The 17,798-nt window shown below is 64.7% G+C and carries 14 protein-coding genes; 8 read left to right on the top strand and 6 right to left on the bottom strand.

Features of this window, described 5'->3' with window-relative positions:
• Positions 1 to 117: 117 nt before the first annotated feature.
• The 3 genes from hemQ to hemE all read right to left on the bottom strand — a co-directional run bounded on the left by hemQ (position 118) and on the right by hemE (position 3,934).
• The gene (hemQ, locus tag JX292_RS06705; protein WP_204862833.1) at positions 118 to 924 is read right to left on the bottom strand and encodes a hydrogen peroxide-dependent heme synthase; all 807 of its coding nucleotides are present in this window, start codon (positions 922 to 924) and stop codon (positions 118 to 120) included.
• Between the two features lie 151 nt (positions 925 to 1,075).
• Positions 1,076 to 2,665 carry a protoporphyrinogen oxidase gene (gene hemG / locus JX292_RS06700; protein ID WP_204862830.1) on the bottom strand — a complete coding sequence of 530 codons (1,590 nt, stop codon included), beginning with the start codon at positions 2,663 to 2,665 and terminating at the stop codon, positions 1,076 to 1,078.
• A 93-nt stretch (positions 2,666 to 2,758) separates the two neighbouring features.
• Positions 2,759 to 3,934, bottom strand: a complete 1,176-nt coding sequence (gene hemE / locus JX292_RS06695; RefSeq protein WP_204862828.1) for a uroporphyrinogen decarboxylase — start codon at positions 3,932 to 3,934, stop codon at positions 2,759 to 2,761.
• A gap of 416 nt (positions 3,935 to 4,350) precedes the next feature.
• On the opposite strand from hemE, the gene JX292_RS06690 reads away from it, so the two are divergent.
• From JX292_RS06690 to JX292_RS06675, 4 genes are all read left to right on the top strand, one after another.
• Positions 4,351 to 5,613, top strand: coding sequence for a glutamyl-tRNA reductase (locus tag JX292_RS06690; RefSeq protein WP_204862826.1), 1,263 nt, complete (start codon positions 4,351 to 4,353; stop codon positions 5,611 to 5,613).
• A gap of 325 nt (positions 5,614 to 5,938) precedes the next feature.
• Positions 5,939 to 6,166 carry a DUF3107 domain-containing protein gene (locus tag JX292_RS06685; RefSeq protein WP_204862824.1) on the top strand — a complete coding sequence of 76 codons (228 nt, stop codon included), beginning with the start codon at positions 5,939 to 5,941 and terminating at the stop codon, positions 6,164 to 6,166.
• Between the two features lie 562 nt (positions 6,167 to 6,728).
• Entirely contained in the window at positions 6,729 to 8,387 is a 1,659-nt protein-coding gene (locus JX292_RS06680; RefSeq protein WP_204862822.1) for a DEAD/DEAH box helicase, read from the top strand.
• A gap of 2 nt (positions 8,388 to 8,389) precedes the next feature.
• Positions 8,390 to 9,649, top strand: a complete 1,260-nt coding sequence (locus tag JX292_RS06675) for a DNA-methyltransferase (RefSeq protein WP_204862820.1) — start codon at positions 8,390 to 8,392, stop codon at positions 9,647 to 9,649.
• Between the two features lie 192 nt (positions 9,650 to 9,841).
• On the opposite strand, the gene JX292_RS06670 is transcribed toward JX292_RS06675, so the two are convergent.
• Positions 9,842 to 10,810 (bottom strand): PHP domain-containing protein, encoded by a 969-nt coding sequence (locus JX292_RS06670; protein WP_204862818.1) that lies wholly within the window; start codon positions 10,808 to 10,810, stop codon positions 9,842 to 9,844.
• 170 nt (positions 10,811 to 10,980) lie between these two features.
• On the opposite strand from JX292_RS06670, the gene JX292_RS06665 reads away from it, so the two are divergent.
• Positions 10,981 to 12,516, top strand: coding sequence for an aminopeptidase P family protein (locus JX292_RS06665; RefSeq protein ID WP_204862816.1), 1,536 nt, complete (start codon positions 10,981 to 10,983; stop codon positions 12,514 to 12,516).
• A 160-nt stretch (positions 12,517 to 12,676) separates the two neighbouring features.
• Here JX292_RS06665 and JX292_RS06660 read toward each other — a convergent pair whose 3' ends face one another.
• A complete protein-coding gene (locus tag JX292_RS06660; protein ID WP_204862814.1) occupies positions 12,677 to 13,687 on the bottom strand; it encodes a hypothetical protein in 1,011 nt (336 codons plus the stop codon).
• Between the two features lie 113 nt (positions 13,688 to 13,800).
• Between JX292_RS06660 and JX292_RS06655 the strand changes: the two genes are divergently transcribed.
• From JX292_RS06655 to JX292_RS06645, 3 genes are read left to right on the top strand one after another with little or no spacing between them, the layout of a single operon-like run.
• Positions 13,801 to 15,129, top strand: a complete 1,329-nt coding sequence (locus JX292_RS06655; protein ID WP_204862812.1) for a magnesium transporter MgtE N-terminal domain-containing protein — start codon at positions 13,801 to 13,803, stop codon at positions 15,127 to 15,129.
• The gene (locus tag JX292_RS06650; protein WP_204862811.1) at positions 15,122 to 15,949 is read left to right on the top strand and encodes a DUF1003 domain-containing protein; all 828 of its coding nucleotides are present in this window, start codon (positions 15,122 to 15,124) and stop codon (positions 15,947 to 15,949) included. The genes JX292_RS06655 and JX292_RS06650 overlap by 8 nt, the downstream gene beginning before the upstream one ends.
• Complete coding sequence (locus tag JX292_RS06645; RefSeq protein WP_204862810.1) at positions 15,936 to 17,138, top strand: P-loop NTPase; 1,203 nt, start codon at positions 15,936 to 15,938, stop codon at positions 17,136 to 17,138. The genes JX292_RS06650 and JX292_RS06645 overlap by 14 nt, the downstream gene beginning before the upstream one ends.
• A 74-nt stretch (positions 17,139 to 17,212) precedes the next feature.
• Here the strand turns inward: JX292_RS06645 and JX292_RS06640 are convergent, their stop codons facing one another.
• Positions 17,213 to 17,590, bottom strand: a complete 378-nt coding sequence (locus tag JX292_RS06640) for a twin-arginine translocase TatA/TatE family subunit (protein WP_204862809.1) — start codon at positions 17,588 to 17,590, stop codon at positions 17,213 to 17,215.
• Positions 17,591 to 17,798 lie beyond the last annotated feature (208 nt).

Raw genomic sequence — 17,798 nt, 5'->3', positions numbered from 1 at the left:
CGGCCACGGACGCGGCGGAGGACACTGCCGAGGTGTTCTCGGCGGCGGCCTCTACCGCGCTAGACGAACCGGGGTGGGAGCAACCGCATCCGCGGGTAGCGCCGTGAGGCTGTTGGCTCACGCCAGAACCTCGGCTACTTCGTCGGCACCGATGCGACGACCGGTGTAGAAGGGGGTGTCTTCACGAACGTGCAGGCGAGCCTCGGTGTTGCGGAAGTGGCGCATCAGGTCGACCAGGTCAACCAGCACAGGTGCTTCGAGAGCCAGGACCCACTCGTAGTCGTTCAGGCCGAACGATGCGACGGTGTTGGCCAGAACCTGCGGGAAGTCGATGGCCTTCATGCCGTGGTTCTTCAGCATCTCGGCGCGACGCTCGGGGTTCATGTAGTACCAGTCGTAGGAGCGCACGAAGGGGTACACGCAGACCCACGCCTCGGGGGCCTTGCCGCGTACGTAGGCGGGTGCGTGGTTGCGGGTGAACTCGGCCTCGCGGTGAACACCCATGGTGGACCAGACGATGGTGGTGCCGGAGAACAGTGCGGTGCGGCGAATCTTGCGTACGGCGGCCTGCAGCTTCTCGGGGTTCTGGCCGTGGGTCCAAATCATGATGTCGGCGTTGTCGCGCATCGCGGAGACGTCGTAGATGCCGCGCAGAGTCACGCCCTCGGCGGCCAGCTGCTCCACAACCTGCTCGAACTCGGCGCGAGCCTCGTCGGTGTTAGCCTCTGCCGGGCGTGCGCCGGAGCGTGCGAACACGGTGTACAGGGCGTAGTGCAGGGTTTCGCCCTCTTCACGGCCGCGACGGTTCTCGTCGGCTGCGGAGTGCTGAACAGCGTAGCCCTTGGGCGCGCCACCGTAACCCTGACCGGGGTGGGTGTAGCCGCCGTGACCGTGGCCACCCTGTGCTGCATGGGGGTGCGACATGGTTCTTCTCTTCCTTTCCTCAGCGGTAACCCGCTGTTCGTGGTGCGAGGCTTCCGTAGCCGCGCACCGGTTGATTGGTGAATATTCTGCGCTCTTCCCGCTGAACGCGGTAGGAGGCATCCCACAGGTGTGGGAAGTCTTTAAAGGGATGCTACGCGCCCTTGGGCTTGGCGCCGGGGGCGGCCGCCACATCCTGCATGGGTTCGGGGGCCTTCACGCCTTCCCAGTTCTGGGCGGCATGGGTGATGAGGCGGTCCATCTGCTCGTAGGTGTCGCGTACCGTGACCACGAGGCCCGAGCCGGCGGCCCAGGAACCGACGGTGCTGAGCGTGCCCAGCTCACTGGCGCGCTCGCGGAACTCCTGCACGCGCTTACGGTGACCCGGCGTGGAGGCGGGCAGAACGCCGCGCCAGCGCACGACGTCCGCATCCACCAGGTTGTCGCGGGTGAGCGGCACGTCCATCATGCGGCTTGCGTCGCGCAGTGCCAGGGTGATGAGCTGCTCGTCGGCCAGGGCGACCTCGGAGAAGCAGGAATCCTCGCCGCCGCGGCCGTAGGACAGGCGCACCACGTGTCGGTTGGGGCCGGCTTCGTCGGCCACCCACTGCCACTTGGCGGTCGCGTGGGTCAGGGCCTTGGCACGCACGGCGGTGGCCTGTTCCGAGACGAGCAGGCCGGTGCCGCGGGGGTGCTGGTTGAGGGCCGGGGCATCCACGACGAGGGTCACGAGGGCGACCTCGGGGCCGGGTTCCACGGCGGGCAGCGCGGTGGAGACGTGCGGGCCGATGAGTCGGGCCACGGTCGGGCCGTCGGTGGCGAGCACCAGGTAGTCGGCGTAGAGGGGCGTGTTTTCGCCGTCGGTGGTGTGGCGCTGGATGATGAACCACTGGCCGGTGGATTCGTCGCGGTCCACGGCGATGACGTCAAAGTTGGTCACGATGCGCACACCGGCCTCGTAGAGCTCCTCCACGAGACGCTCGGAGAGCTGGTTCATGCCGCCCACGATGCCCGCAACCTGCGAGCCGGCGGGGGCCGCCGAGCGGAAGGCGGCCGCGGCTGCCGAGAGGGAGCCGTGCTTGCGCAGGGCCGCGCGCAGGCCGGGGATGGTGGCGTCCACATCCAGGTTGTCGGGGTGGCTCGAGTACACGCCCGAGACCACGGGTGCGACCAGGTTGTCGAGCACCTTCTGGCCCATGCGCAGGCGCACGAGCTCGCCCAGGGTCTTCGCCTTCTCGCCCACGGAGGCGGGCAGGAGACGGTCCAGCTGGGCGCGGCGCAGGCCGCTCTTACCGATAACGGGGATCAGCGACTTATCGCTCACGTTGCCGGGAATACCCATGATGCCGGTGCTGGGGGTGCGGCGGGCGCCCTGCGGCAGGTACAGCCAGGAGCCGTAGGAGTGCGGGGTAACAATCTGGTCGCCCAGGCCGAGCTCCTCGACGAGTTCGCGCACGATGGGGCTACGGGTCGCGAAGGATTCGGCGCCGGAGTCCAGCAGCAGGCCGCCGACCTCGTGTGCGCCGACGGCACCACCGAGGTGGGGGCGCTGCTCGAGCAGGGTCACGCGCAGTCCGGCTGCGGCGAGGCGGCGGGCCGCAATCAGGCCGGAGGGGCCACCGCCGATGACGATGGCGGTGGGTGCCTTCTCGTTGGCGCGGTGGGCCGCTCGTGCCGCCAGACGTGCGGTGGAGGACTGCCCCTGCGCGGTGTATCGGTGCGCCTGGTTATCGTGATTCCCCATGGTTGGTTCTCCTTTGTCTGTCAGCTGGTGGCCGGTGGTCGAGGTGGTATTCCCACGGTGCCGATTCTACGCCGACCCCGCGAGTTCGTCGCCCTAGTTCGTGGTCTTCTCGTGAATGTATCGGACCAGGTCGGTGAGGACCTGCGGGTCGGTGGTCGGGGGTACGCCGTGGCCGAGGTTCACCACGTGCGAGGGGGCGGCTGAGCCTTCGGCGAGCACGTCGTCCACGTGTGCGTAGAGGCTTTCGGGGCCCGCGGCGAGCAGGGCCGGGTCAATGTTGCCCTGCAGGGGTACAGCGCCGTTGAGCAGGGTGTTTGCAGCGGAGAGCGGCAAGCGGTAGTCCACGCCGATGACGTCCGCGCCGGCCTCGTGCATTGCGGGCAGCAGCGCGGCGGTGCCGGTGCCGAAGTGGATACGCGGCACGCCATACTCGCGCACCGCCTCGAGGGTCTCGGCGGAGTGCTGCTGCACGTAGCGGCGGTAGTCACTTTCACCGAGGGATCCTGCCCAGGAGTCGAAGAGCTGCACGGCGGAGGCGCCCGCCTCAATCTGCGCGCGCAGGAACTGGCCGGCGGTGCGGGCGGCCCAGGAGGCCAGCTCGTGCCAGGCGGCGGGGTCGGCGTGCATCATGGTGCGCGGGCGCAGGTGGTCGCGGGAGGGGCCGCCCTCGACCATGTAGGCGGCCACGGTGAAGGGGGCGCCGGCAAAGCCGATGAGCGGGGTGTCGCCGAGCATTTCGATGGTTGCGGCGATGGCTTCGCGGATGGGGTCCAGGGCGCTTTCGCTCAGCTCGGGTAGGGCGCGCACATCCTCGAGGGTGCGTACGGGGCGGTCGAGGACCGGGCCCTTACCGGGCACGATGTCCACGTTGACGCCTGCGAGCTTCATGGGGATGACGATGTCGGAGAAGAAGATGCCGGCGTCGACCTTGTGGCGGCGGACGGGCTGAACGGTGATTTCCGCGGCCAGCTCGGGGGTGAGGCAGGCCTCCAGCATGGGGATGCCCTCGCGCACTCGGCGGTATTCGGGCAGGGAACGTCCTGCCTGGCGCATGAACCAGACGGGGCGGTGGCTTGAGGGACGGCCGGTGAGGGCCTGAAGCATGGGCGAGGATGCGGCGGTGCCTGCGCGCAGGGGGTGCTGTGCGGGCAGGTGCGCGAGTTGTTCGTCGGTGAGCAGGGGACGCTGTGCGTCGGTGGGGTGCGCGGGCAGGGTCTGCGAGGGTGCAGAGCTTTCGGCCGAAGGTGTGTGCTGCTGGTTTTCGCTCATAGTGTCTAGTGTGACAGGTTTTGTTAGGGGTTTTTATGACACTTTGTCATGCTTAGCTTCTCCCATGCTTCACTATGTTACGGCTCAGGTTCGCCTTATCTGTCCCATAATTTTACGGGGGCACAGCGGGGGTACTCACACACTTTTAAGAATAAAACCCCTAGTGGGGAGCCTATAGCGCATCCTGTGAAGCATCAAGAAGCCCGCCGAAGTGATTATTTATTCATCGAACGATACACCCCGGAGCGACCCACGCTTATTTTCCTTATCTTTCATGCCTATTTTTTGAGCCCCTTAGAGAGTGCTTGCTCCCCGTTATTCCCCGCCCACACCCCACCACCATCACGCTTTATGAAGCCACTTAGGCTATGCGCGCTTTACAGCCCGTCACCCCCGGCGGTTATGATTAGTCACTAGTGAGTACTTATGCATTTGTGGCATCGCACCACACAGTAGATTTGACCACCGTCGCTGCCCTGAGCGCCGGTGCCTCTGGCATACCTGACGTTCTCTCTAGCGACGACGCCCGCCAGCTGGGCGTAACCGGTTCGGTGGTCCTGGCTACCTGCAATCGTCTCGAAATGTACGTCCAGCTCCCCATTGCCGCGCACCTGCCCACCGTCCGCGACATGATTACCTCCAGCATCTCCGGCCGCTCCGGACTGGATCCCGCACTCGTTGCCGACAGCTTCGACCTGTACGAGGGAGAGGACGCCGTCCGCCACCTACTGACGGTCGCCTCCGGCCTGGAGTCCGCCGTCGTGGGCGAGCGCGAGATTGCCGGCCAGGTACGCCGTGCCCTCGCCTCCGCGCAGGAGAAGGCACAGCAGGATGAGCGTCCTCTGCCCGGCGAGCTGGTTCAGCTCTTCGAGCACGCCGCGCACACGGCTCGTCAGGTCGGCCAGCACACCCTCCTGGGCTCCCAGGGACGCTCTATTGTCTCCGTGGCTCTGGATTTAGCCGACGAGGTGACCGAGAAAGATTGGCCTACCCGCCGTGCCCTGGTGTTCGGTACCGGCGCCTACGCGGGCGCCACAATTGCTGCCCTGCGCGACCGCGGCTGCACCGACATCTGGGTGAACTCCCGCTCCGGACGCGCCCCCGAATTCGCCGCCAAACGCGATGTTTTTGCGGTGCCTGAGGGTGGCATGACGCAAGCCATGGCTGAGTCCGACCTGATTATCGGCTGCTCGGGTGGTTCCGCGCCGCTTCAGCCCGAGCAGATTCCTGCCGGCCACCACACGATTCTCGATTTGGCCCTCTCGCGCGATTTCGACCCTTCGGTGGCTGACCTGCCGAACGTCGAACTGATTACCCTTGAGTCGGTGCGTCTGGCAGCCCCGGAGGAGACCGAGGAGGCCGTAGCCACCGCGTTGCGCATCGTGGAGTCCGAGCTGGCTGCCTTCCTGTCGCGCCAGCGCGCCCGCGCGATTGACTCGGCCATTGTGGCTCTGCGCTCGCACACGATGGCGGTGCTCGACTCTGAGCTGGAGAAGACCCGTAACCAGTTCGGGTGCGGTGCGGCCGCCGAGCAGCTGGAAATCGCGATGCGCCGCATGGTGAAGTCTCTGCTGCACACTCCGACGGTGCGTGCGAAGATGCTGGCGGCTCAGGGCCGCACGGATGAGTATGTGCACGCCCTGGAGGTTCTGTACGGTATTCAGGTTGAGGACGATTAGGCGATTGGCTCTATAGCTCTTGGTAGGGCCCGGTCGATGCAGGCTACACAGAGGCAGGCTGTATCAACCGGGCTTTTTCCATATCCGCCGTGTGTCCTTCTCCGCCCTCCCCCGCGGTTTCTGCCGCTGGCTTCTGCTCGGGTACTGGTTTCTGCCGTTAGTTTCAACCCGGCGCTCTTAACCTAAGGCAATACATCCGCAACAATCCACACCGCGGGGGCACCCGAGCGCTAAAATAGGAGGTGCAAACAGAACAAGGTGGAGGCTCTCCCCTAACCATGGTTGGCTGGCGGCGAGCCCCCTGAGAACGTACGCAAGGAGAACCATGGAAATTAAGATTGGCGTTCGCCATAACACCCGCGAAATCGTTATCGAAACCAGCGAAGCTCAGGAAATTCTCACCGAGAAGGTCACCAAGGCCATCGAGAACGGCTCGATTCTGGAAGTCATGGATGACAAGGGCAACACCACCCTGATTCCCGGCGGCCAGATTAGCTACGTCGAGCTCGGTAGCGACGCTAAGCGTCACGTGGGCTTCGGTATCGGCGCTTAATCGCTGCTTCGTAACCCTATAATTCGGCACGCCCCGCCCTCCGCGTTTCCCGCGGAGTGGCGGGGCGTTGCGCATCCATGAAGGCCACATGTGGTTCCGGTTTCCGCCCTACTCTCCACCCTGCGCTAGCGGTCTTGAGGATGCTTCGCTCACCTTCCAGTTTTGGCGATGCACGTATGCCCCCGCCCCCACGGCGTTCCCGCTGTAACAGCCACGACAGGGGCGCACACCACAGCCTCTCGATGGTGCGTTCCGGAGCGATTCGGGTTAATATTGAGGGGTTAAGTGAATGACCGGTCGTACCCACCCTGTACCCCGAGTATTACGCCGTAGCGCGGCCCCGAACCCCAGCACTTTCTACGCCGGGCGGCGAGCACGCACCACCGCACCGGCTCACCCGCCGGAGCGACCCACGCGCGGCGTTCTCGGCAGAATTTCCCGCATTAGAATTTCCCGCGGCCGGCTTTCGATATCGACCGGCCACTGCACAGCCCCGCTGGCACTGGCCTCTACCCCTTCGGGGAGACGACACACCCCGCGCGCGGGGTAGAAAGACGGTCCAGTGACTGATACGAATACGCAGGAAACCGCCCAGCGCCCTAAGTCCTTCGCGGACTTCGGCGTGCGCCAGGACATTAGCGATGCCCTCGCCGAGGTGGGCATCACCTCCCCCTTCCCCATTCAGGAACTCACCCTTCCCGTGGCCCTGTCCGGCCAGGACATTATCGGCCAGGCGAAGACCGGTACCGGTAAGACCCTCGGCTTCGGCCTGCCCACCATCCAGCGCGTGGTTGGCCGTGACGACGAGGGCTGGGCCGACCTGGAGCACCCTGGCGCACCTCAGGCCCTGATTCTGGTTCCCACCCGCGAGCTCGCCATTCAGGTGGGCGACGACCTGGCAATTGCCGCTAAACTGCGCAACGCCCGCGTCGCTACCCTCTACGGTGGTGTGCCGATTGAGCCGCAGGCCGAGTTGCTGCGCCGCGGCCTGGAAGTGGCTGTGGGCACCCCCGGCCGCATCATCGACCTGCACAAGCAGGGTTTCCTGAACCTCAAGCAGGTCAAGATTGTGGTTCTTGACGAGGCCGATGAGATGCTGGATTTGGGCTTCCAGCCTTCCGTGGAGAAGATTCTCAGCTACCTGCCCGAGAAGCGTCAGAGCATGCTGTTCTCCGCCACCATGCCCGGCCCTGTGATTGCCATGGCGCGTCAGTACATGACCAAGCCCATGCGTATTAGCGCCGCCGACCCTGAGGACGCTTCGAAGACCAAGGCGTCGATTCGCCAGGTTGTCTACCGCGCCCACCATCTTGACAAGGACGAGATGATTGGCCGCATCCTGCGCGCCACCGGTCGCGGTCGCACCGTCATCTTCACAAAGACCAAGCGTGACGCCGCCCGCGTGGCCGAGGAGCTCGTCAACCGCGGTTTCGCAGCCGCTCCCCTGCACGGCGACCTGAACCAGGTGGCCCGCGAGCAGGCGCTGAAGGCGTTCCGCACCGGCAAGGTCGACATCCTGGTCGCCACCGACGTGGCCGCCCGCGGTATCGACGTCGACGACGTGACCCACGTGATTAACCACCGCGTGCCCGAGGACGAGAAGACCTACCTGCACCGTACCGGCCGCACAGGCCGCGCGGGCAACGAAGGTACCGCGGTCACCCTGGTGGACTGGGACGATCTGCCCCGCTGGAAGGTCATTAACGACGCCCTCGAGCTGGGCGTGCCCGAGCCCGTGGAGACCTACTCCTCCTCTGAGCATCTCTTCTACGACCTGAACATTCCGCTTGGCACGAAGGGCCGCCTGCCCCGCGAGGAGCGCGTGGCCGAGGGCATGGGCGACGAGTTCTTCGCTAACGCCCGCGAGGAACGTGAAAGCCGTGACGGTCGCGGTTCCCGCCGCGATTCCCGTGGACGCGGTGGCCGTTCCCGCGACGGTGAGAAGGGTGGCCGCCGCGGTGGCCGTTCCCGAGATGGCGAGAAGGGCGGCCGTTCCGAGGGCCGCCGCCGCTCTGAGCGTTCGGCAGAGCGTTCCTCCGATCGTTCGGGTTCTGAGTCCGAGGTGCCCCGCACCGAGCGTGCGCCCCGCCAGCGTCGCCGTACCCGCCGCGTTGAGGGTCAGCCGGTGGAGGGTAAGTCCACTGAGCGTCAGCCGCGCCGCCGCACCCGCCGCCGTTCCTCCGAACGTTCCGGTGCCGAGCGCCCCGGTACTGAGGCCTAGGGTTGGGTATCTCAGCATCATCGGCACCCGCCGTGCCCTCCCCCGCCGAGCCGGGTGGCGCCTCCGCGTTCGACCCGCAGGGCCCGTCCCTGGTTGTGCAGGCCGATAACCTGCACTACCTGCGCGAGCTGCCTGACGGCGCGTTCACGGTCATCTACATTGACCCGCCCTTCAACACAGGCAAGAAGCAGACGCGCCGCACGCTGAGCTCGGAGGCCTCCGAGAAGGGCGACCGCACCGGGTTTAAGGGCAAGAACTACTCCAGCACCCTGCAGACCCTGGCGAGTTACAATGACTCCTTCGAGGACTACTGGGCGTTCCTGGCCCCGCGCATTGAGCAGGCGCACCGTCTGCTCGCGCAGGACGGCACCCTGTATCTGCACCTGGATTGGCGCGAAGTGCACTACGTAAAAATCATGTGCGACATGATTTTTGGGCGTGAGAACTTCATTAACGAGCTGATTTGGGCGTACGACTACGGCGCGAAGTCCACGCGCCGCTGGCCGACCAAGCACGACAACATCCTCGTGTACGCGAAGGACCACCGCAGCTACTACTTCAACACCGCCGAGGTGGACCGTGAACCGTACATGGCCCCCGGCCTGGTGACCGAGGAGAAGGCCTCGCGAGGCAAGCTCCCCACGGACGTGTGGTGGCATACGATTGTGTCGCCGACGGGTAAGGAGAAGACGGGTTATCCCACGCAGAAGCCCACCGGCCTGCTGCGCCGCATGATTGCGGCAAGCTCCCGCCCGGGCGATTGGGTGCTGGATTTCTTCGCGGGTTCGGGGTCGACGGGCGCGGCGGCGGCTCAGCTGGGCCGCAAGTTCGTGTGCGTGGACCAGAATCCGCCGGCGATTGAGGTCATGGCGAAGCGCCTGAACGTGGACCCGGTCTCTTTCGAGGCGTACCGTGGCGTGCCCCGCGGGGCAAGCGTGCTGTTTACACCCAAGCGCACGGTGGGTGTGCGCGGCGGCACGAGCCGCGACGCGCTGACGGCGGCGAGCCGCCACGCGCTCAAGGCGGTGCTGGAGACGCTGACTGAGACGACCCGCCGGGTGGAGGGCGCCTCATGCGAGTTCGTGCGTCACGCCTCGATGGATGCGGTGGATCGGAAGATGCGCATCGATGGGCGGAACGAGCTGCGCCGTCAGCGTCAGCGTCAGGCACGTGCGAAGGCTCGCGCAGCGCGGGCTGCGGAGGCGGCCGCCTCCACGGCCGAGGAGGTGCTGCAGCACCGAGCCTCCCGCGAGAGCCTGTAGCCGCGCGTCCGGTTCTACTTTTCAGGCCGGCTTAGCTCGTTCGACCTGCCCGGTAATTCGGGCCGGCTTAACCGCGCCGCCAGAGGCGCAACCCGTATGCGAAAAGGGGCGGGACGGAATCTCAGGAGATTCCGTCCCGCCCCTTCGTGCGTTCGCTGAATAGGCGTGAATAGGTGCGGCCCGTCGGGTGCCCTACGCGATTTGTTCACGGATACGCGCCACCGTCGCCGCATCCGTCGTATTCTCACCCAGTAGGTTCGGCTTGCCCGCGCCGTGATAATCACTCGAACCCGTCACCAGCAGGTCGGTGCCCGCCGCGCGGCACTCCTCGATAAACTTCAGCAGGCGCGCCCGGTCTTCCTCGGAGTTTTCGCGGTGATACACCTCCACGCCGGCCAGGCCCGCATCCACCAGCTTGCCCAGGTACTCCAAGCTCAACGCGGGGCCGCGCATCGTGCTCATGGGGTGCGCGATGACCGGCACGCCGCCGGCCTCGCGGACCAGGCGCACCGCCTCCACCGGGTCCAGGGCCTGCTGGGGCACGTAGTAGGGGCTGCCCGTGTAGAGCAAGCGGTTGAAGGCTTCGGTGCGGTCCTGCACGATTCCGGCGGCAACCAGCGCATCGGCAATGTGCGGGCGGCCCACGGCAGCGTTGCCCTCCCCCACCTGGGCGAGCACGTCGTCCCAGGTCAGTGGGTAGTCGGCGGCCAGACGCTCGAGGATGGCGCGGGCGCGGCCCTCGCGGCTGAGACGAATTTCCTCCACACGGTGGGCAAGCTCTGAGTGCACCGGGTCGAAGCCGTAGGCCAGCAGGTGAATCGTCTTTGTGCGGGAGTGGCCTTCGTCGTCGGTGTAGCGGTAGCGGCAGGAGAACTCGGCGCCGGGCAGAAAGTCCAGGTCGTGCTCCTTAGCCAGGCGTGCGGCCTGTTCCCATCCGGAGGCAGTGTCGTGATCGGTCAGAGCGAATCCGGCCAGCCCGGTGTGGGCGATGAGCGGCACCAGCTCTTCAAGGCTTTGGGTGCCGTCTGAGATAGCGGAGTGAATATGCAGGTCATACCGCCCAGCAGGGTTCAGGTTTTCAGGCGCGCCCGATTCAGCGGGCTGCGGTGCCTGCTGTTCGCTACTCTGCCGTTTGCTGTTTCGATGTTCTGTCTGCGCCATAATTCTCTCCCTCCCCGCCCCTGCTAGTTCGTTGCCACCTCAGCGGGGTTTAAGGCATGTCATCTACTCTTCTGATTCAACCCTACCAACATTAGCGGCGGCCCATCGCCTATTTAGTCAAGGTCACCCGAATATACGCCCGCCTGTGGCGAAGGCGATATGATTAAGGCATGACTGAGAACAATAAGAAGAGCACCGAAGCTCAGAAGACTGATCACCGCAGCACCCCCAAAGCACCTGCGTTTACTGAATTCATCGCTAAGGACTGGGCCAAGGCCGAGGACAGTGGCTACACCCGCGAGCGCGTAGCCGATTACGCAGCCGAGCGCCGCGCCAAGATTTCTAAGGCATTCCCCGGCGAGCGCCTGGTTCTGCCCGCAGGCCCTCTGAAGGTCCGTTCGAACGACTGCGATTACCGTTTCCGCCCGCACTCGGCGTTTGCGCACCAGACCGGTTTGGGTATCGACCATGAGCCGGATGCCGTGCTGATTTTTGAGCCCGTCGAAGAGGGTACCGGCGACAACGGTTCTAACCACGAGGTGACCCTGTACTTCCGCCCGCTGGCTGGCCGCGACACCACCGAGTTCTACGCAGATGCACGCTACGGCGAGTTCTGGGTTGGCCCCCGCCCGACTCTGAAGGAGTTCTCGGAGCGTTTCGGCATCCGCACCCGCGACCTGTCCGAGCTTGAGGTGGCCATCACCAAGAACGCCGGCAACCAGGGCCTGGGTGGCGTAAACATCCGCCTGGTCCGCAACGTTGACCCGGCTGTTGATGCTCTCGTTGACACATCCCGCTACAACACCGGCGTGGAGCTGGAGCAGGCTGACAAGCTGGACTCCGAGCTGGCTGTGGCTCTTTCTGAGGCTCGTCTGATTAAGGACGAGCTTGAGGTTGAGAACCTGAAGCGTTCGGTTGCTATGACCGTCAAGGGCTTCGAGGAGGTTGTGCGCGAGCTGCCGAAGGCTAAGGAGCACCACCGTGGCGAGCGCGTGGTTGAGACCGCGTTCTTCTCCGTGGCACGTACCGACGGTAACGACCTAGGCTATGACACCATCGCAGCTTGCGGTAACAACGCAACTATCCTGCACTGGATTCGTAACAACGGCACCGTGGACGACGGCAAGCTGCTGCTGCTGGACGCAGGTGTTGAGGACGACACCCTGTACACCGCAGACGTGACCCGTACCTTCCCCGTGAACGGTAAGTTCACCGAGGTTCAGGCGAAGGTCTACAACGCTGTGCTGGACGCCGCTGACGCCGCGTTCGCTGAGGCTAAGCCGGGCACCAAGTTCTACGAAATCCACGAGGCCGCCATGAACGTTCTGGCGCACCGCCTGGAAGAGTGGGGCCTGCTGCCGGTTTCCGCCGATGTTTCGCTCACCGTTGAGGGCGGTCAGCACCGCCGCTGGATGCCGCACGGCACCAGCCACCACCTGGGCCTGGACGTGCACGACTGCGCACAGGCTAAGGCTGAGCTGTACATGTGGGCTGAGCTGGAGCCGGGCATGGTCTTCACCATTGAGCCGGCACTGTACTTCAAGGACGAGGACCTGTCTGTTCCCGAGGAGTACCGCGGCATCGGCATCCGCCTGGAGGACGATGTGCTCTGCACCGAGGACGGCAACGTGAACCTCTCCGCTGCTCTGCCCCGCACCGTCGAGGGCATTGAGGAGTGGATGGCTAAGCTCTCCAAGGAGGCGTAACCCCATCCCCGCCGGATGTACCGGTTAGTACCGGTTGTCTATGCATGAGGAAAGCCCCTCACCGAGTGAATCGGTGAGGGGCTTCCGCGTGTCTTCTATATTGCCGTCTTCTCTGCCTGTTTCCCACGGCTAGGGGCGGCTACCGTGTTGCAGGTTGAGGTTATTCGGAGTCCTGAGTGGGCTGGTTCTTATCATGTAGGCCCTGCGGGCGCGGGGTGGGACGCTGCGGCTTGGGCTGAATCAGTTTGGCGTATTCCTCCGGGTCGTCCACGCGCAGGCCGAAGCGCTGAGCCGGGCGCTTCTGTGCATCCGTCTGCGCGTTTGCCTGTGCGGTGCTTGCCAGCTCTTGGGCGGCGGGCTGGGTCTGGGCAGACTGAGCGGATTGGATTTGGGCGGTCGGAACGGTCTGCGTGGGCTGGGTGGGCGCCGGCATGTTCTGCGCCGCGCTCTGGGCCACCGCGTTCTGCGCGGTAGTATCGCGCTCGGGCAGGTTCTGGTTCGGGGCGGGTTGGCTACCGGCCTGCGAACGATAGGACGGCGCCTTCGGGGCACCGGTCGGAACCGGCGCGCCATTCATCGAGACGGTGCTCTGAGCGGCACGCACCTGAGAATCCTGCGGGGCTGTCGCCGCACGTGCAGCCGCAACCGCTGCCGAGAAGCGAGGGTGCGCACCCAGCACGCGCCGCGCATCCTGAGCGTACTCCGGCAGAGCGTACAGCACGGTGCGGGAGGGAATCGCCTCGGTGCGCATGGGGTAGCGCACCCCACGGCCGCGGCGCAGGTCGAACACGCGCCACAGCACAAAAATAGCCACAGAAATCGGCACCGTTGAGAGTGCCGCGGTCATAAAGTTCGTGCCGCCGGCCGCCACAAACATCGAGTACAGCAGGCCGATCATGACGCCCTGGATGGCGGATACCAGCAGGGCGCGGCCGTAGCCGGTCTGCACCGGGTACTCCACCTGACGGATGCCGTCGTTGACCAGATACAGCGCCGTCACCGGGAACTGCTGCTCGCTCAGCACGTCAAAAGCGGACAGCGCGTCGTCGTGACGCACGAAGGAGGCGACCGGCTCGCCGCTCGGCATGGGGTGGCCGTTAGCCTGTGCCAGGCGCGAGGCCATGAACGATGAGGGCGGGGTATTGGGCAGATTCGGCAACTGAGAAGTCATGGTTTTAATTGTACCGGCCTGCAAGAACTCAGCCGCTGGGCTTCTCAGCGTGCACCGTTGAGAACGAGAACGCTCAAAGTGCGATTCCAGGCGGTGGAGCGTACCCTAGAGGGGTGAGCAATTCTAAGTTCAGCGCCCCCAGCAAGATTTACATTGCCCGCCTTTTGGGCCTCGATGTTTTTGACCCCTTCGGTGACCGCCTCGGCCGTCTCCGCGACGTCGTCGTGCTCAAACGCGGCCTGGGCGCATCCATTGCGGGTGCCCGCCCCGCCAAGGGCACCGAACCTATTGTTGTCGGCATCATCGTTGAGGTGCTCGGCAAGAAACGCGTGTTCATGCCCATGACTCGTGTGCGCAGTATCGACGCTTCACAGATTATTTCGACCGGCCTGGTGAACTTGCGCCGCTTCGAACAGCGTAACTCTGAGACCCTCATCGTTGGTGAGCTTTTCGACCGTCGCGTGCGTCTGCTCGACGGCAGCGGTGACGCCGTCATTGAGGACGTCGCCATTGAACAGCGCCGCAATGGCGACTGGGGGGTCACTGAACTGTTTGTCTCCCGCGTCAACTCCGGCTCCAGCACCTGGCGCCGCCGGTCCAAAGAAACTCTCATCGTCGACTGGGACGAGGCTCTGCTCTCGACCGACGTGGAGCCGCAGGCGGCCACCGCGTTCGTGGCCAACCACGAAAACTCCAAGCCCGCCGACCTTGCGGACGCCATCCACGAGATGAGCGATAAACGCATGGTCGAAATCGCCGCCGAGTTGCAGGACGAGCGCCTCGCAGACGTTCTGCAGGAGTTGCCCGCCGAGGACCAGGTGCAGATTCTTTCACACCTGGACGACGAGCGTGCAGCGCAGGTGCTCGAAGAGATGGAACCGGACGACGCGGCCGACCTGCTTATCGAACTCGACGACGCCCAGCGTGAGAAGCTACTGGAGCTCATGGAGCCCGACGAGGCGGACGACGTGCGTCGACTGCTTGAATACGACGAGGGTACCGCCGGTTCGCTCATGAACCCCGTGCCGATTATCCTATCCCCCGAGGCGACCGTCGCCGAGGCGCTCGCTAACATCCGCGCTGAGGAGATTCCTCCGGCGATGGCGGCTGCCGTCATGGTGACCCGCCCGCCCCTGGAAACACCGACGGGTAAATACCTGGGCCTGGTGCACATGCAGAAGCTGTTGCGTGTGCCGCCGAGCGAGCCTATCGGTCACATCCTTGATACTGACACCGAGCCGGTCTCTGACCAGGCCAGCCTCGAACAGCTAGCTCGCGTGCTCGCAACCTACGACCTGACCATCGTTCCCATTGTGAACGATTCGCACCGCCTAGTAGGCGCAGTGACCATCGACGACGTGCTCGATGCTCTCCTGCCCGAAGACTGGCGAACTAACGATGATGGAACTCCCGTACGAAAGGTAGGACGACGCTTTGGGTGATGCTAACCGCCGCGACGCAAACCGTACCGAAGAGAACCCCCGCATCGATAAGGCGCGCATTCTCAAAGACCGTCTGGAGAAAAAATACGCTGAACGCAACCGCGAGCGCAGCGATGCCCGCCCGCAGCGTAGCGACTCCCAGCTGAGCACCCCCGGCACCCGCAAGCCGAGGCTATTTTCCAGCCCCAACCCGGACTCTTTCGGCCGCATGACCGAGGCGTTCGCACGCTACATGGGTACCCCGCAATTTTTGATGTGGATGACCATCTTCTGTGGCGTGTGGCTGGCCTGGAACTCCCTCGCGCCGGAGGAGATGCAGTTCGACCCGCGTAGCCTGAACTTCACCCTGCTGACCCTGATGCTGTCCCTGCAGGCTTCATACGCCGCTCCCCTGCTGCTACTCGCGCAGAACCGTCAGGATGACCGCGACCGTGTGATGGCTTCCGAGGACCGCAAGCGCGATCAGCAGAACCTGGAGGAGACCCAGTACCTGACCCGCGAGATCGCTTCGCTACGTATTGCTCTGCGTGAGGTTGCGACCCGTGACTTCGTCCGTAGCGAGTTGCGCGACATTCTTGAGGAACTGCAGAACATTGCGCAGGAGCAGGAGCGCCACGCCGAACAGCTGCAGGACATCAGCGAGGACATTGAGGACCTGGAGGAGGCCATCGACGATATCGATGCCTCCGACGGCGTTGAGGGCGCGGAAGCCGAGAACGAGGACTCCGCGCACGCTGAGAACTCGGGCGAACGGAAGGCGGAAAGCCCGGCCAAGATCTCGGACGCTACCCCGGAGGGAGGCGCCCGTGAGCGCCGATAACCCGCTGCAGGATGCACTCTACGCGGCCCTTGCCCGAGTGGAGGATCCCGAGCTGCGCCGCCCCATTACGGAGCTTGGCATGGTCGAAACCGCACTCGTGCATCCCGAACTGGATGAGCGGGGCGAGCCGATTCCCAGCCGCCACTGGGCCGAAGTGAAGGTGTTGCTCACCATCGAGGGTTGCCCGCTGAAGAACACCATCGAGCAGCAGGTGCGCGAGGCCGCCACTACCGTGGAGGGCATCGAGCGCGTACAACTGCAGGTGGGCGCGATGAACCCGCAGCAGCGCTCTGCCCTGCGTTCGATGCTCAAGCCCGAGCGCACCAACCCGTTCACCGCACCCGGCTCGCTGACCCGCGTGTTCGGTGTGGTGTCCGGTAAGGGCGGCGTGGGCAAGTCCTCCATGACGGTCAACCTCGCGGCGGCTTTCGCCTCGCGCGGGCTTTCGGTGGGCATTATCGACGCGGACGTGCACGGCTTCTCGATTCCGGGCCTGCTCGGCATCACTGACGCCCCCACGCGCCTGGATGACCTGATTCTTCCGCCGACCGTGGATGTTCCCGCCCCCGCCCGCCGCTGGGGCGATGCGCAGGTCGGTGGCGGTTTTATTCGCGTGATTTCTATCGGCATGTTCCTCAAGGGTAACGAGCCGGTGGCGTGGCGCGGCCCCATGTTGCACCGCGCGCTGGAGCAGTTCATCATGGACGTGCACTTCGGCGCCCTGGACGTGCTGCTGCTGGATCTGCCGCCCGGCACCGGCGACATCGCCATCTCCATGGCGCAGCTGCTACCCAATGCGGAGCTCGTGCTCATCTCCACCCCGCAGCACGCCGCCGTAGATGTGGCCGAACGCGCCGGAACCCTGAGCCTGCAGACCGGCCAGAAGGTCGTGGGCGTGGTCGAGAACATGGCCGCCATGACCCTGCCCGACGGCACCGTGCTCGACATGTTCGGTTCCGGAGGCGGGCAGGTGCTCGCGGACCGTCTCACCGAGGCGCTCTCCTACCCCGTCCCGCTACTTGGCTCGGTTCCCCTGGACGTGAGCCTGCGCACCGGCGGCGACGAGGGCATGCCCGTCGTGTGGGGTCGTCCCGACTCAGCGACGGCTAAGGAGATCCAGTCCATCGCCTCGCAGCTTCTGCATTCTGGCGAGTCGAGGGCCGGGCAGAGCCTGCCGCTCTTCGTCTAGGATCAAGCTTCTAAAAGCTGATACAGAAAGAACCCCGCGCCATCACCGGTGCGGGGTTCTTTCGTTTCAAAATCTTAGGTGGCGTCCACGTCGAAGGGGGCGTATGCGCCTCGCGGAAGAGCACGGCTCTCAGCCTTCTCCTTTTCCTTCAGCAGCGCCTCTTCGCGGGCCTTCGCCTCACGCTCACGCTCGGCGTCATCCTCCGCGAATGCCTGCTTCACAATCACGCGCGGATCGTACTGGCGGGGGTCGTACTGGCGCCAGTTAATATCTTCCAGACCCGTCTCGCCCAGGGCTTCCTTAAAGTCGTCCTTAGCGTCAAAGGCCATACGGCGTACAGTCTTGACGAATTCACGAATCTGACGGGCGTATTCGGGCATGCGTTCGGGGCCAATCACCACAAACGTGATGATGGCCAGAATAATAAACTCGGTGCCACTAATACCAAACACAGAATATAGATTATCAGCTCCGGGCCGGTGCCGCCGACCAAAAGGGCCCATCCGAACGTGTCTTTAAGCTCTGGACTTGCGGGATGCGCGAGGTAATGCCCCGCCGAAAGCATTGCGCCCTCGGCTAAGAGCGCAAAAGACCGCCGGCAGCACCCCGGCGGTCTCACAAAACAGTATTCGGTTTACGGCGGATAATCCCCACCGCCGG

Origin of the sequence: Rothia mucilaginosa, assembly GCF_901875305.1 — a bacterium.
Taxonomy (GTDB): domain Bacteria; phylum Actinomycetota; class Actinomycetes; order Actinomycetales; family Micrococcaceae; genus Rothia.
Note: the sequence above shows the minus strand (reverse complement) of the source record. Positions and strands in the feature narration are given on the sequence as shown.